This is a genomic window from Comamonas sp. FUJ_7 (genome assembly GCF_057369555.1).
This window is the reverse complement of the sequence record NZ_JBXXZI010000004.1, coordinates 64,347-77,719: the sequence shown is the minus strand read 5'-3', so window position 1 is coordinate 77,719 and position 13,373 is coordinate 64,347. Positions and strand designations below refer to the sequence as shown.

Sequence of the window (13,373 nt, the reverse complement as noted above, 5' to 3'; positions counted from 1 at the left end):
ATGCTGCTGAAGCATTACGGTTTTTTCATTGAACAGAGGTAGAGCCCTGGGGCTTGTCAATATCGGTTTGCGGATCTGGATCAAAGCTGGCACCAGGAGGCAACTCTATGCCAGGGTTGATGCGAAAGCTACCGGTGCGGGCCGGGTAAACGGCTTGATTGTGCAGCACTGGGTGGGCAGTCGCATTGCTGATCGGGTTGCCTTCTTGCTCCCGAGGCCGCATTCCGCTTCGCAAATAGCGATTGCGTTGCTGCTCTCCACGGGGCAGAAAACGAGCCAGCTCAGTCAAGGCCATCTCGTACACACCACGCTTGAACTCAACCACTACATCCAGTGGAACCCAGTAATCATTCCAGCGCCAAGCGTCGAATTCTGGGTGATCGGTGGCACGCAGGTTCAAGTCCCAGTCGTGTCCAACCAATTGAAGCAGAAACCATATCTGCTTCTGGCCCTTGTAATGCCCGCGCGCATCGCGGCGGATGTACCTGTCTGGCACCTCGTAGCGCAACCAGTCCCTGGTGCGGGCAACCACGCGAACGTGATTGGGCCTAAGCCCCACTTCTTCGTGCAGCTCGCGAAACATGGCCTGCTCGGGTGTCTCACCCCGGTCAATGCCACCTTGCGGAAACTGCCAGCTGTGGGTGCGAATGCGTTTTCCCCAGAACACCTGGTTTCTTTGGTTGAGCAGGATGATGCCGACGTTCGGGCGAAATCCGTCCCGGTCAAGCATAATCAAACCCCAAATTTTTGAATTGTGTTCATTATGCATGGCCCCTTGTGATCGACAAGCGGGCCATGCCTATTTCCACTGAATTGCCAGTTCCATGAAAGCCTCCCAATTTCTCATCTCCACCCTCAAAGAAGCTCCGGCCGACGCCGAAGTGGTCAGCCACAAGCTCATGACACGGGCTGGCATGATCAAAAAGCTGGGTGCAGGCATCTATAACTACATGCCCATGGGCCTGCGCGTGATCCGCAAGGTCGAAGCCATCGTGCGCGAAGAAATGAACCGCGCAGGTGCTATCGAGGTGACGATGCCTGTGGTGCAGCCTGCCGAGCTGTGGCAGGAAACCGGCCGCTTCGAGAAAATGGGCCCCGAGTTGCTGCGGATTCAGGATCGCCATGGCCGTGATTTCGTGATTCAGCCCACCTCTGAGGAAGTGGTGACTGATATCGCGCGTCAGGAGTTCAAGAGCTACAAGCAGTTGCCCAAGAACCTCTACCAGATCCAGACCAAGTTCCGTGACGAGCGCCGTCCCCGCTTTGGCCTAATGCGTGGCCGCGAGTTCATCATGAAGGACGCTTACTCCTTTGACAAAGACCGCGACGCCGCCCAGATCAGCTACCAGACCATGCGCGAAGCCTACAAGCGCATCTTTGATCGCTTTGGCCTGCAGTACCGCGCTGTGCGCGCTGACTCAGGCGCTATCGGTGGTGACTTGAGCGAAGAATTCCAGGTGATCGCCTCTACGGGTGAAGACGCCATTGTCTATTGCCCCAACAGTGACTACGCGGCCAATATCGAAAAGGCCGAGGCGCTGGCACCTACTGCCACCCGTCCTGCGGCTGGCAAGGCCATGGAGAAGGTCGCAACGCCCGGCAATGCCACCTGCGAGGCCGTGGCCGAGCAACTGGGCCTGCCGCTGGCGCAAACCGTCAAATCGCTGGTGCTAGCCACCGATGAACTGGACGAGAAGGGCTTGATCGTCAAGACGCAAATCTGGCTGCTGCTACTGCGCGGCGACCACGAGATGAATGAGATTAAGGTCGGCAAGGTCGAAGGCCTGGCGGGCTTCCGCTTTGCCACCGTGCCCGAGATCGAGGACCACTTCGGTGCCAAGCCCGGTTACCTGGGCCCCATCGGCCTGAAGAAGCCCGTGAACATCGTGGTGGACCGCGATGTGGCCGTGATGGCCGACTGGGTGTGCGGTGCCAATGAGGAAGACTTCCACATCACCGGTGTGAACTTTGGCCGTGACCTGCCTGAGCCCGCCGTGGTGGCCGACCTGCGCAATGTGGTGGCTGGTGACCAATCTCCCGACGGCGCGGGTGAACTAGCCATTGAGCGCGGCATTGAAATCGGCCACGTGTTCTACCTGGGCACCAAGTATTCGCAAGCCATGAATGCCACCTTCCTGGGCGACAACGGCAAGCCACAGCACTTTGAAATGGGCTGCTACGGCATTGGCGTGACCCGTCTGCCAGCCGCCGCCGTGGAGCAAAACCACGACGAGCGCGGCATGATCTGGCCCGACGCGATTGCGCCGTTCACCGTGGTGATCTGCCCCATCGGCATGGGCCGCAGCGAAGCGGTGAAGGAAGAAGCCTTCAAGCTGTACGACGCGCTGCTGGCACTGGGCGTGGATGTGATTCTGGACGACCGTGACGAGCGCCCCGGTGCGATGCTGGCCGACTGGGAACTGATCGGCGTGCCCCACCGCGTGGTGCTGGGTGACCGTGGCTTGAAGGAGGGTGTGGTCGAGTACCAAGCCCGCCGTGACACAGAAGCGACAAAGCTGGCGACCGATGAGGTGCTGAACCACCTCAAGAGTCGTCTGGGCTTGTAAGCTTCTGTTTCCATGTCACTGAATCGTCGAACCTGTCTGAGCGCTGCTGCATCACTGGCCGTACCCTCGGCCAACTGGCTGCTGCCGCAAGCAGCCTGGGCCGGAGGCCAGCTCGAAGAGCCATTGGCCGACTCTGTGCGCACTGCGCTCAGCGCCGCCGTGGCTGGCTCTGGAGCTCCTCCCGAGCTGGAGTTCACTTCCACCGATGCCCGCATGGAATATCTGCGCTGGCTGGTGGCTTGCAGCGACAAACTGGCGCGGCGCAAGACCGATCTGCAAGCGCGGCGCGAGTTTTTGCAGACGGTTTGGTATGAAGCCAAGCGAGCGGGACTGGATGTGTCCATGGTCATGGGCCTGATTCAGGTGGAGAGTGGCTTTCGCAAGTTCGCAATCTCCAGCGTGGGGGCGCGTGGCTATATGCAGATCATGCCGTTCTGGACGCGCGTGATTGGCGATGGCGACCCCGGCAAGCTGTTCCACATGCAGACCAATCTGCGTTTTGGCTGCGTGATCCTGCGCCACTATCTGGACCGTGAAAAGGGTGACTTGTTCATGGCGCTGGGGCGCTACAACGGCAGCCGCGGCAAGGATAAATATCCCAACCTGGTATTTGGCGCGCAGCGCCAGTGGCAGCTGCAGCCCGCGGTGAGGCAGATTTAGTCAGTACCTGCTGGCTCCACTTTGGCCATCCAGTGCTAGGGCAGGGCGTAATACCGCAGGTTGAGCGCAGGGCTGTGGCTGTCTTTGTCAGCCTCCGAAGAGGGCTCCGCCACGAGCAGCATCTGCTGCGCTTCATTCCAGCCAACGATGTGGCTATCTACCGAATGGGGGAGCTCAAAGCCTTGCCAGCTGTGCCCTTGATCCCGGCTGAAATGAAACGCGCGGGAGCGCTGCTGATTGCAGCGCTCCCGCGCCGCCATACGCGCTGGCAGCAGGCAACTGGCGATGTCCAGCAGGGCATGACCAGTGCTGCGGCTGATCCAGACCTGATTGCCTGTCCAGAGTTGGCTGGTGCTCGTGTGATGCCAGGCTGGTCGAGGCAGATCGACAGGCGCTTGCCAGCGCCAGGTCTGGGGATCAAGGTGCTGCGCCTTTCCTTGCTGTAGCCAAGTCAGACTGCCATCGCTGCTGCGCAGCAGCTGGCCGCTGGGGTAGCGAGGCAGGACTGCGATATCGTCAGCCGTTTCGATGTTCTGCACCTGGATGGGTTCGGGTGCTGGCGGAATCAGCAGTGTGAAGCGACGGGCTTGCGCTGCTCGCCAGTCACCCTGCGGGCTGCCCTGCTCATCTAAAGTTCGCGCCCAGCGGATGGACCAGCCGCGTAACTGAGCGGTCGGGCCAGGCGTCAGCAGGGTTTCATACTCGACTTGCAGTAACGGGTCTGCTGCCAGATCGCCCCAGACGGCAGGGGTAAAGGCTTTCAGGGCGTGGCGTGCATGCCAGGCGGCAGCCGAATAGGCTGGAGGTGGCGTACTCTCCGGGAGCGCGGCCATGGTCAAGGGCGTGTGCACGGGCGGTTGACCCCAGGTGCTGCCGCCGTCATAGCTGATCAGCAGCGCCTGCTCCAGCGAATTCCAGGCAAAGGCTGTTTGTGGCTGAACCCAGCCGAATTGATCCAGAGGCTGTGGCAACTGCTGCTGTTTTGACCATTGCCAGCTTTGGCCCTGGTCGGAGCTGCTAAAGGCCGATTGACTCCACCAGTGCTGGCCTTCCGTTTTGGCCCCTAACAGCAGCTGACCCGCGCCGCTTCCTGCATGCAGCTGCAGAGCTGGAGCAGCCCAGGAGGCTGTGATTTGCAGTGGGGCGGATGGTGGCAAATGGGCGATGAACTGGCGGTCGCGAAAGTTGAGCCACTGCAAGGCCTGGGCTTTTTCATCTTCGGCGGCATCGGTGGACTGAGCGTTTTCCAGAGCAGAGCGCAAAGCCTCTTCCAGCAAGTGCGCTTGCATGCTGTTGCCGGCAGATGGCAAGGGCAGTTGGCGTGACGTGGCCGCATGGCGCTGCTGCCATTGTGGCAACAGCGTCTCCAGAAGTGCGCCTGGGGGCAGACTGTTGGGCGCAGCATCGAGGGCGCGCGAGAAGCGGCCCGTAAGCACAGGGCTGCCAGCATAGGACTGCAGGCGCAGACTTTCGGGCTGGATCTGGAAATTGTCGTCGGCGAGCGGCCAATGCTGGGAGCTGGCCTGCAACTGCGGGCCGCTGGCGCGGCGTTGCCAATGGTCGAACAGTACGGCGGTGCTGACGAGAGCAAAGGCAGATGCGGCGAGCCAGCGAACACGGCGAGATGCAGAAATGGAGGGAGGCATTGGCAGGCTTTGTGTGGCAAATGTCGATATGGAGTTAAAAAGAAAAGCGCATAGCGCTCTTCTTTTCTAGGTTTCACTATGGAATGAATAGGAAATCAATGCACAGCAACCGCAAGCAGCTATGTATTTTGAGCGGCTCAGGGTGCTGCAGAAGGTGCAGCTGGGGCCTCAGTGGTGCTGGCTTGGGGTGCTGACTCTGTGACTGCCATAGCCGCAGCTGCGGCAGACAAGGTGGCAGCAGGGTGGGGAGAGTCCGTGGCCAGGCGGGTCACCAGCACCTGGTCGATGCGGTAGCTGTCCACGTCCATGACCTCGAAGCGATAGCCGCCCCAGTCCACGGTGTCGGTGCGGCGTGGCACGCGGCGCAGCATGACCATGAGGAAGCCAGCCAGCGTTTCGTACTCATCATCATTGGGCATGTCATCCAGGTGCAGGGCGCGCATCACATCCTCAATCGGAGTGATGCCATCAATCAGCCAGGAATGCTCGTCACGGCGGATGATCTGCTCTTCATCGGCCGGGCCGACCAGATCGCCCATCACGGTGCTCATCACGTCATTGAGCGTCACCACGCCGACGACCAGGCTGTATTCGTTGACGATCACGGCAAAGTCCTCGTGCACCATGCGGAACTGCTCCAGCACTTCGGCCAGTGTCAGGCGATCCGGCACGATCAGCACTTTGCGGATCAGGCTGTCGTCGGTGAGTGACAAAGGTTGGTTGTTGAGGGCGCGCTGAAACAGGTCCTTGGCGTCCACATAGCCGATCACATGGTCGATGTCGCCATCGCAGACCGGGTAGGTGGAAAACGGCTCTTCTGCAATGCGGGCGCGGATGATGGCGTCGCTGTCATCACGGAAGAAGAAGGCCATGCTGTCGCGCTGTGTCATGGCCGAGGCCACGGTGCGCGAGTCCAGCTCAAACACGTTGGCAATCACCTGCTGCTCACGGGCGGCCAGCACACCGGCCTTGGTGCCCGCTTCGGTCATGGCCAGGATGTCGTCGCTGGTAATGCGCTCATCGCGTGTGGCTGGCAGGCCCAGCAGGCGGAACAAGGTGTCGGTCGCCAGGTTGTAGAACCAGATGATGGGTTTGAAGACAACCACAAACCAACGCATGGGGGCGAGCACACGAACGACATAGCGCTCCGGCTCATTCATGCTCAGTCGTCTGGGCAGCAGGTCGGCCAGCAAGATGAAGGCCGATGTGACGATGAAAAACGAGATCAGAAAGCCAATGCTGGAGGCGAGGCTTGGCGATAGCCAGTTGGAAAAAAATGCGGTTACGGCAGGGCTGAAAGCCCCTTCGCCCACAATGCCGCCGAGGATGGCGACTGCGTTCTGCCCCACTTGCACGACGGTGAAATATTCGCCAGGTTGCTCTTGTACGCGCAAAGCCTGTTCGGCTCGCACATCGCCATCGTCTGCCATTTGTCGCAGGCGAAGGCGGCGCGATGCGGCCAGAGAAATCTCGGCCACAGAAAAAAAGGCGCTGAGCAAAATCAGCACGACTATCACCAGAAGGCTTTGGGACACACTCATAGGCAAGGCTGCTGCGGCACGACAAGTGCCTGCAACCGGTTATCAAAGACGCTCTATTCGACCACATAAAGCGCGTGGCGGGCAGCTTCACGGCTTGATAGGCTCCTGCGGGGAGCTATAGGCTGGCTGCTTTCACGTCGTCTTCGCAGCCTCAAGCGTTGGCGTCGGAATGTGCAGCACGCGCCAGAGCGTCGGCCTCTGTATTACGGTGACGGGGCACCCATTGCAGTACCAGCTCGTCAAAAGACTGCATCTGCAGGCGTGCGCTATCGAAAAGCGCTTGCAGACGGGCAATTGGGCGTGCAGGCTTGGCCAGCGGTGGCCCCAGCTGCTCCAGTAGTACTTGCGAGTCGGTGCGTATGGTCAGGCAGCGGGCATCGAGTTGCTGCGCTAGTTGCAAGGCAGCGATAAGGGCCAGCAGCTCGGCCTCGTTGTTGCAGCCGCTGCGATGCAGGTTTTTTGACAGCGTGTGCTGCCTGCCATCAGGCAGGTGAAGCACCGCGCCCAGGCTCATGGGGCCGGGGTTGGGCAAGGAGCTGCCATCGATGTGGATGCAGCAGTGGTGGGAAGGGCAGGGTTGAGGTGCTGGCATCAAAAAAGCCACCGTGGTTGCGGTGGCTTGGTTCTGTGGATGGGCTTATTGAGCCGCCAGCACTTGCTGCAGCTCACCGGATTCGTACATTTCCATCATGATGTCAGAGCCACCGATGAACTCGCCCTTGATGTAGAGCTGAGGAATGGTGGGCCACTGGCTGTAGTCCTTGATGCCTTGACGGATTTCCTGGTCTTCCAGCACGTTCACAGTGGTGATGGACTTGGCATCCACACCGCAGGCCTTGAGGATCTGAATGGCACGGCCAGAGAAGCCGCACTGAGGGAAGCTGGCGTTGCCTTTCATGAACAGCAGTATGTTGTTGTTCTTGACCAGGTCGTCGATGCGTTGTTGCGTGTTGCTCATAGTGGGCTCCGGATTTTAGAAATGGCGGTAACAGCCGCGATGTTTGTAATTATTTCACTGACCGCAATGAACGCGGTGAAGTGAGGAAATCTTGTTGTGTATCTATCTGAGGGCAAGGTGCTGAAAATCAAGCCTTACCCGGCCAGCACCCGCCGGTGCAACGTGCAATGCCCGCCAGATCATGGCGGTGCTGAACGTCGACAAAGCCTGCTGTTTGCAGCAGGTTGGCGACATCCTCGGCCTGATCCCAGCCATGCTCGAAGATGAGCCAGCCACCGGCCTTCAAATATTCAGGCGCTTGCGCCGTGATGCTGCGTATGTCCTCCAACCCGTCATTTCCACTGGCAAGGGCCGACAGAGGCTCGTGTGTGAGTGCTGCCAAGTGTGGGTCGTCGCTGCGAATATAGGGCGGGTTGCTGACGATGAGGTCGAAGGGCTCTTGCCCGGCCAGGGGCTGCAGCCAGCTGCCGTGAGCAAACTGCACGGGCAGTTGAAGCTTTTGAGCATTGCTGCTGGCTACGGCCAAGGCATCGGCACTGGCATCGACGGCGGTGATCTGCGCCAAGGGGCGCTGGCTTTGCAGTGCCAGAGCAATGGCTCCACTGCCTGTGCCCAGATCCACCGCGCGGCCACGGCTTTCGGCAGACATCAGCTCCAGAGCCCAGTCCACCAGCGTTTCGGTGTCGGGGCGTGGGTCCAGAACGCGGGCGTCCACACTCAGCTCCAGGCCGTAAAACTCCTTGTGGCCCGTCAGATACGCCACGGGAGCCCCTTGCAGACGCTGTGTGCAGAGCCGACTCCATTGCTCTTGCTGCTCGGCGCTCAGAATATCGCTGTCATGTGTGATGAGCCAAGCACGGGCATGCGCAGGCTGCTGCATTAAATGTAGCAACAGCATTTGCGCATCGACGCGGGCCAGGCCTTGCCGGGAGGCTTGCGCCAGGGCCTGAGCAACGCTGAGGGAGGAGGCAGAGCTCGTCATGTCTTGCGGCACTCAATCTGCCTGCAGCTCTGCCAGCAGTTCTGCTTCGCGGGCATGTTGCAGAGCTTCGATCACATCGCCCAAGTCACCTTCCATCACGGCCAGTAGCTTGTAGAGCGTGAGGTTGATGCGATGGTCAGACAGACGGCCCTGTGGAAAGTTGTAGGTGCGGATGCGGTCGCTGCGGTCGCCAGAGCCAATCAACCCCTTGCGCATGGCTGCTTCCTTTGCGGCGCGTTCGCTGCGCTCTTTTTCCTGAATGCGAGCCTGCAGCACCTGCAGGGCCTTGGCCTTGTTGCTGTGCTGGCTGCGTCCGTCCTGGCACTCGGCCACGATGCCGGTGGGCAGGTGGACCACGCGCACGGCAGAGTCGGTCTTGTTGATGTGCTGGCCGCCGGCGCCGCTGGCACGGAAGGTGTCGATGCGCAGGTCGGCCGGGTTCAGGGTAATGGCCTCTGCTTCATCGGGCTCGGGCATGACGGCCACGGTGCAGGCACTGGTGTGAATGCGGCCCTGGGTTTCAGTGGCTGGCACGCGTTGCACACGGTGGCCGCCGGACTCAAAGCGCAGCGCGCCATAGACGTTGTCGCCATCAATGCGCAGCACCACTTCCTTGTAGCCGCCAATCTCTGCCTCGTTGGCGCTCATGATTTCGACTTTCCAGCCCACGTTGGCAGCGTAGCGGGTGTACATGCGGGCCAGATCACCGGCGAACAAGGCCGATTCATCCCCGCCCGTGCCTGCGCGGATTTCCACAAAGGCCGGGCGTGCATCGTCGGGGTCTTTGGGCAGCAGCAGGCGCTGCAGCTCGTCTTCAAGTCTGATGAGCTCGGCTTCGCCGCTGGTGATTTCCTCTTGCGCCATCTCGGCCATGTCCGGGTCGTCCAGCATCTCGCGTGCGGCCACGATGTCGGCTGCTGTTTGCTGGTGGCGGCGGTAGCGGCTGGCAATGGCGGTGACATCGGCATGTTCGCGCGAAATCGTGCGGTACTGCTTCATGTCGCTCATGATGTCTTCGCGCGAAAGCAGAAAGTCCAGCTCCTCCAGACGTTGGGCGTAGCGTTCGAGCTGGTTGCGCAAAAAGTCTTGCATGGTCGGTAACGAGGCTTGGGAGGGGCGGGTCGGCGCACCCTCGGTGAGTCAGGAAGAGAAAGTGTGAGAGCAGGCTGCAGATGAGCCTTGTGCTGCTCGAGAGGCTGCACTGGAGCGCAAGAGCGTCGCTACAGCTTGCTGGAGTTGCGGCTGGCGCGCAGGAACAGGCGGGAGACGGTATCTGCCGTCTGGGCGCGGGCCTCGGCATCGCCCTTGTGCAGCTCGGCCATGGTGCCGTGCAGCATTTTTTGTGTAAGGCCGCGCGAGAGCGCTTCCAGCACCGTATCAATGTCTTCGCCCTTGGCCAGCAGCTTTTTGGCGCGGGCAATTTCCAGAGCGCGCCACTCGTCAGCCTGGGCATTGACTTGCTGAATCAGGGAAACCGAGCCACCGACGGGCCTGCGCTGGTCCATCCACTGCATGAAGCTTTGCACGCCGGTGTCGATGATGACTTCGGCTTGCTGTACAGCCGCCTGGCGCTGGGCCTGGCCGGTGCGCACCACGGTGGCCAGATCGTCCACTGTGTAGAGGTAGACGTCGTTGAGGTTCTTGACCTCGGATTCAATATCGCGCGGTACGGCCAGGTCCACCATGAAGATGGGCCGGCGCTTGCGCTTTTTTAGAGCGGACTCCACAGCACCCAGGCCGATGATGGGCAGGCTGGAGGCGGTGCAACTGATGATGGCATCGTACTCGTGCAGATGCTCTGGCAGATCGGCCAGGCGCATGGTGCCGGCGCCGAACTGGGCTGCCAGCTTTTCGCCGCGCTCCATGGTGCGGTTGGCAATGGTGATCTGCTTGGGATTGCGAGCGGCAAAGTGGGTGGAGACCAGCTCGATCATCTCGCCCGCGCCGACAAACAGCACGCGAATTTTGGACAGATCTTCAAACAGCTGACCGGCAAGACGGACGGCGGCCGCAGCCATGGAGATGCTGTGTGCGCCGATTTCGGTCGAGCTGCGCACTTCCTTGGCCACGGCAAAGCTGCGCTGGAACAACTGATTGAGCGTGGTGCCCAAGGCACCCGCAGTTTCAGCCGCACGCACGGCGTTTTTCATCTGCCCTAAAATTTGCGCCTCGCCCAGCACCATGGAGTCAAGGCCCGAAGCTACACGGAAAGCGTGGCGGGCGACAGAGCCGTCTTCCAGTAAATAGGAGTGCTGGCGCAGCAATTCAGGGGCCACGCCGCCGCTGTTGGCCAACCAGCGCACTGTATGCTCCATGGCCGGTGCATCTGCGGCACAGTAAATCTCGGTGCGGTTGCAAGTGGAGAGAATGGCAGTTTCCACTGCGCTATGGGCTTTGCCTGCGTGAGTCAGAGACTCGCGCAGGCCCTGCAGCGTCGGCGCGATCTGATCGAGCGCGAACGCAAAACGGCCCCGCATATCGAGCGGAGCCGTATGGTGATTGATTCCTAAAGCCCAGACTGCCATAACTGGGGATTATAAAATTTAGTACCGGATCGGGCACCCCCCGGGGTCAAAGCCTTGGAATCGATTGCTGTCATGGATTTTGTTGCGAGCGTCAATCATTTACTGAGCTTTCTTGCCCCCGCCCTTTTCATGGCTGTGGGGCTAGCAATCTATGCGCGAATATTTAAGCAAAATCAGCCTGGAGCTCCATCATTTATTGCCCAAGTAGCTATCAATTTCATATTGGGAACAGCGGTTTTGCTGGCCGGACTGTGGCTTTTTTCGCGTGATGGAAAAATGATCAGCTATGCCCTCTTGGTCGTCATAAGTGCCTGCTGCCAGTGGGTGATTTCCCGCGCTTGGCGCTGAAGGGCGTGTGAATTGCAAAGCAGTGTTGCGCAAAATCTTGATTTTCCTCAAGCCCGCTGTTGCATCTATGCCAGTGTTCCGGGCTCAGTCGCTGACTGCCTTGGGGGCAGCTTGCTCCAGGATCCAGGCTCTGAATTGCTGCAGCGCTTCGCTGGGAGCCCGGTTGCTTGGCTGGCAGAGAAAGTAGCCTCGCTCGATGTGAACCGGGGCGGGCAGTGCCATGGCTACACGACCTGCTGACAAGTCCTCTTCCACCAGACAGCGCTGCACCACGGCGACGCCCATGCCGGCGGCCACAGCCTGAACCAGCAAGCCCACGGTCTCGAAGTCGGCGGCGGGAGAGGGGCAGGGCTGCATCAGGCCACGGGCCTGCATCCAGCAGCTCCAGTTGCCGGGATAGTTGGTGTGAAACAGCAATGGCCGACTGAGCAAATCCTGCTCGTTACGTATGGCGTCTGATCCTTGCAGTTCTCTGGGGTGGCAGATGGGGATGAGGTCGCGGCCGATCACGTACTCTGCCTCTACGCCTGCAGGCCATTGCTGACTGCCGACGCGAATCCAGGCATCAATCTCCGGAGCATTGAGAGGGTCGTCGCGCCGATAGGGGGCGAAGGACAGCATGGTTTGCGGATATCGGCTGTTGAAGTCCGGCAGGCGCGGTATCAGCCAGTGACTGAACAGCGTCGGGACGACCGACAGGCGCAATTGCGGGCCATGGCGGCGTCTGCGCGCAGTGGCGGATGCCGCTTCGATAGTCATGATGGCGGGCTCTATGGCTTGCAGATAGTCCTGACCCGCGGGCGTGAGTGTGTTGCGCCGGCCCAGTCGCTCGAACAACGCAAACCCCAGGTGCTCTTCCAGGCGTGCGATGGCACGGCTGATGCCACCTTGCGTGACATATAGCTCCTGTGCGGCAAGCGAGTAACTGCCCAGGCGGGCGGCCGCTGCGAAAGCATGGAGTTCGGACAGGGATGGTGAGTGCATGCGCATGACGGTCTGAATTATGACGGCTGGTAATAGTTGTTTGCCTTCTTGTCGCTTTTCGCGGTGCGCGCCCAGGCCCAGAATGACCAAGAGGGAAAAAGAGGACGTCAAGTGCCCTCAGCTAAATCGTCACTCATCTTCGAATTCAAAAACCCAAGGAGAAGCCGCATGGCCATTCGTCGTACCGTTCTGTCTTCCATCGCCGCCTGCGTGGCTGCAACGGCCTTCGCACCCGCTTTTGCGGCCGATGCTGCTGCGGACTACCCCAACCGCCCCATCCGACTGGTCGTGCCTTTTGGTGCTGGTGGCTCTACCGATATGGTGGCGCGTTTGCTGGCTGAAAAGATGAGCACCGTGCTGGGCAAGTCCGTTGTGGTGGATAACAAGGGCGGCGCAGGTGGCTCCATCGGTGCCTCTGAAATCGCCAAGGCAGCACCTGACGGCTACACCATCGGTATGGCCACTGTGTCCACCCATGGCTCCAACCCCGCCATCTTCCGCAAGCTGCCTTATGACGCAATCAAGGATTTTGCTCCCATCACCAATGTGATGAGCGTGCCCAGCGTGTTTGTGGTGAACGCCAGTGTGCCGGCCAAGAACATGAAGGAATTCATTGCTCTGGCCAAGGCCAATCCTGGCAAATACAGCTTTGCCTCTCCCGGCACAGGTTCTTTGGGGCACGCCAATATCGAGAACTTCATGAGTCTGGCTGGTATCGATCTGCTGCACATCCCTTACAAAGGGGCTGGTCAGGCGATTACCGATGCACTGGGTGGTCAGGTCAATGCCATGACGGACAATCTGCCTTCGACCCTGCCGCACATCAAGAACGGTCATCTGCGTCCGCTGGCCGTTCTGGCTTTGAAGCGCAGCGATGTGCTGCCCGATGTGCCCACCTACACCGAGTTGGGCTTCCCCCAGATGGGCGATGGTGGCTGGTTTGGACTGGTGGCTCCGGCTGGCACACCCAAGCCCATCATCGACAAGCTCAATGCGGCTGCCCACAAAGTCATGGCTTCGCCTGACTACCTGGAAAAGCAAAAGTCCATCTCTGGCGAGTCCATGGGTAATACGCCCGAGCAGTTTGGCAAGCAGATCAAGGCCGCCATCGAGCGCTATACGGCCGTGGCCAAGCGCGCCAACATCAAGCTGGACTGATCAA

General features: G+C 60.2%; 13 protein-coding genes. 4 read left to right on the top strand and 9 right to left on the bottom strand.

Annotation, left to right across the window (positions count from 1 at the left end; genetic code table 11):
- Positions 1-25: 25 nt before the first annotated feature.
- Positions 26-730 (bottom strand): RNA pyrophosphohydrolase, encoded by a 705-nt coding sequence (locus AC2I9W_RS07465; RefSeq protein ID WP_486409373.1) that lies wholly within the window; start codon positions 728-730, stop codon positions 26-28.
- A gap of 94 nt (positions 731-824) precedes the next feature.
- On the opposite strand from AC2I9W_RS07465, the gene AC2I9W_RS07460 reads away from it, so the two are divergent.
- Both AC2I9W_RS07460 and AC2I9W_RS07455 read left to right on the top strand, forming a co-directional pair.
- Positions 825-2,567 carry a proline--tRNA ligase gene (locus AC2I9W_RS07460; protein ID WP_486409372.1) on the top strand — a complete coding sequence of 581 codons (1,743 nt, stop codon included), beginning with the start codon at positions 825-827 and terminating at the stop codon, positions 2,565-2,567.
- A 12-nt stretch (positions 2,568-2,579) separates the two neighbouring features.
- Positions 2,580-3,227, top strand: coding sequence for a lytic transglycosylase domain-containing protein (locus AC2I9W_RS07455; protein WP_486409371.1), 648 nt, complete (start codon positions 2,580-2,582; stop codon positions 3,225-3,227).
- A 35-nt stretch (positions 3,228-3,262) separates the two neighbouring features.
- Here the strand turns inward: AC2I9W_RS07455 and AC2I9W_RS07450 are convergent, their stop codons facing one another.
- The 7 genes from AC2I9W_RS07450 to hemA all read right to left on the bottom strand — a co-directional run bounded on the left by AC2I9W_RS07450 (position 3,263) and on the right by hemA (position 10,879).
- Positions 3,263-4,873, bottom strand: coding sequence for a hypothetical protein (locus tag AC2I9W_RS07450; protein WP_486409370.1), 1,611 nt, complete (start codon positions 4,871-4,873; stop codon positions 3,263-3,265).
- 137 nt (positions 4,874-5,010) lie between these two features.
- Positions 5,011-6,414 (bottom strand): polyamine export protein PaeA, encoded by a 1,404-nt coding sequence (paeA, locus tag AC2I9W_RS07445; protein WP_486409369.1) that lies wholly within the window; start codon positions 6,412-6,414, stop codon positions 5,011-5,013.
- Between the two features lie 151 nt (positions 6,415-6,565).
- The gene (locus AC2I9W_RS07440) at positions 6,566-7,006 is read right to left on the bottom strand and encodes a reverse transcriptase-like protein (protein ID WP_486409368.1); all 441 of its coding nucleotides are present in this window, start codon (positions 7,004-7,006) and stop codon (positions 6,566-6,568) included.
- A 45-nt stretch (positions 7,007-7,051) separates the two neighbouring features.
- On the bottom strand, positions 7,052-7,372 hold the full coding sequence (gene grxD / locus AC2I9W_RS07435; protein WP_486409367.1) for a Grx4 family monothiol glutaredoxin: 321 nt from the start codon (positions 7,370-7,372) through the stop codon (positions 7,052-7,054).
- Between the two features lie 127 nt (positions 7,373-7,499).
- Positions 7,500-8,354: a peptide chain release factor N(5)-glutamine methyltransferase gene (gene prmC / locus AC2I9W_RS07430; protein ID WP_486409366.1), complete on the bottom strand. Its 855-nt coding sequence runs from the start codon at positions 8,352-8,354 to the stop codon at positions 7,500-7,502.
- A 12-nt stretch (positions 8,355-8,366) separates the two neighbouring features.
- A complete protein-coding gene (gene prfA, locus AC2I9W_RS07425) occupies positions 8,367-9,446 on the bottom strand; it encodes a peptide chain release factor 1 (RefSeq protein ID WP_486409365.1) in 1,080 nt (359 codons plus the stop codon).
- 128 nt (positions 9,447-9,574) lie between these two features.
- Entirely contained in the window at positions 9,575-10,879 is a 1,305-nt protein-coding gene (gene hemA / locus AC2I9W_RS07420) for a glutamyl-tRNA reductase (RefSeq protein ID WP_486409364.1), read from the bottom strand.
- Between the two features lie 54 nt (positions 10,880-10,933).
- On the opposite strand from hemA, the gene AC2I9W_RS07415 reads away from it, so the two are divergent.
- Positions 10,934-11,227: a hypothetical protein gene (locus AC2I9W_RS07415; RefSeq protein ID WP_486409363.1), complete on the top strand. Its 294-nt coding sequence runs from the start codon at positions 10,934-10,936 to the stop codon at positions 11,225-11,227.
- An 84-nt stretch (positions 11,228-11,311) separates the two neighbouring features.
- Here AC2I9W_RS07415 and AC2I9W_RS07410 read toward each other — a convergent pair whose 3' ends face one another.
- Positions 11,312-12,217, bottom strand: a complete 906-nt coding sequence (locus AC2I9W_RS07410) for a LysR substrate-binding domain-containing protein (RefSeq protein WP_486409362.1) — start codon at positions 12,215-12,217, stop codon at positions 11,312-11,314.
- A 162-nt stretch (positions 12,218-12,379) separates the two neighbouring features.
- Here AC2I9W_RS07410 and AC2I9W_RS07405 point away from each other — a divergent pair, with 162 nt between their 5' ends.
- On the top strand, positions 12,380-13,369 hold the full coding sequence (locus AC2I9W_RS07405) for a tripartite tricarboxylate transporter substrate binding protein BugE (protein ID WP_486409361.1): 990 nt from the start codon (positions 12,380-12,382) through the stop codon (positions 13,367-13,369).
- The last annotated feature ends 4 nt before the right edge of the window (positions 13,370-13,373 follow it).

Coding starts and splice junctions, on each gene's coding strand:
- AC2I9W_RS07460 (WP_486409372.1), top strand. CDS start 825: ATGAAAGCCTCCCAATTTCTCATCTCCACCCTCAAAGAAGCTCCGGCC.
- AC2I9W_RS07450 (WP_486409370.1), bottom strand. CDS start 4,873: ATGCCTCCCTCCATTTCTGCATCTCGCCGTGTTCGCTGGCTCGCCGCA.
- prfA (WP_486409365.1), bottom strand. CDS start 9,446: ATGCAAGACTTTTTGCGCAACCAGCTCGAACGCTACGCCCAACGTCTG.
- prmC (WP_486409366.1), bottom strand. CDS start 8,354: ATGACGAGCTCTGCCTCCTCCCTCAGCGTTGCTCAGGCCCTGGCGCAA.
- AC2I9W_RS07410 (WP_486409362.1), bottom strand. CDS start 12,217: ATGCGCATGCACTCACCATCCCTGTCCGAACTCCATGCTTTCGCAGCG.
- AC2I9W_RS07455 (WP_486409371.1), top strand. CDS start 2,580: ATGTCACTGAATCGTCGAACCTGTCTGAGCGCTGCTGCATCACTGGCC.
- AC2I9W_RS07465 (WP_486409373.1), bottom strand. CDS start 730: ATGCTTGACCGGGACGGATTTCGCCCGAACGTCGGCATCATCCTGCTC.
- AC2I9W_RS07440 (WP_486409368.1), bottom strand. CDS start 7,006: ATGCCAGCACCTCAACCCTGCCCTTCCCACCACTGCTGCATCCACATC.
- hemA (WP_486409364.1), bottom strand. CDS start 10,879: ATGGCAGTCTGGGCTTTAGGAATCAATCACCATACGGCTCCGCTCGAT.
- paeA (WP_486409369.1), bottom strand. CDS start 6,414: ATGAGTGTGTCCCAAAGCCTTCTGGTGATAGTCGTGCTGATTTTGCTC.
- AC2I9W_RS07405 (WP_486409361.1), top strand. CDS start 12,380: ATGGCCATTCGTCGTACCGTTCTGTCTTCCATCGCCGCCTGCGTGGCT.
- grxD (WP_486409367.1), bottom strand. CDS start 7,372: ATGAGCAACACGCAACAACGCATCGACGACCTGGTCAAGAACAACAAC.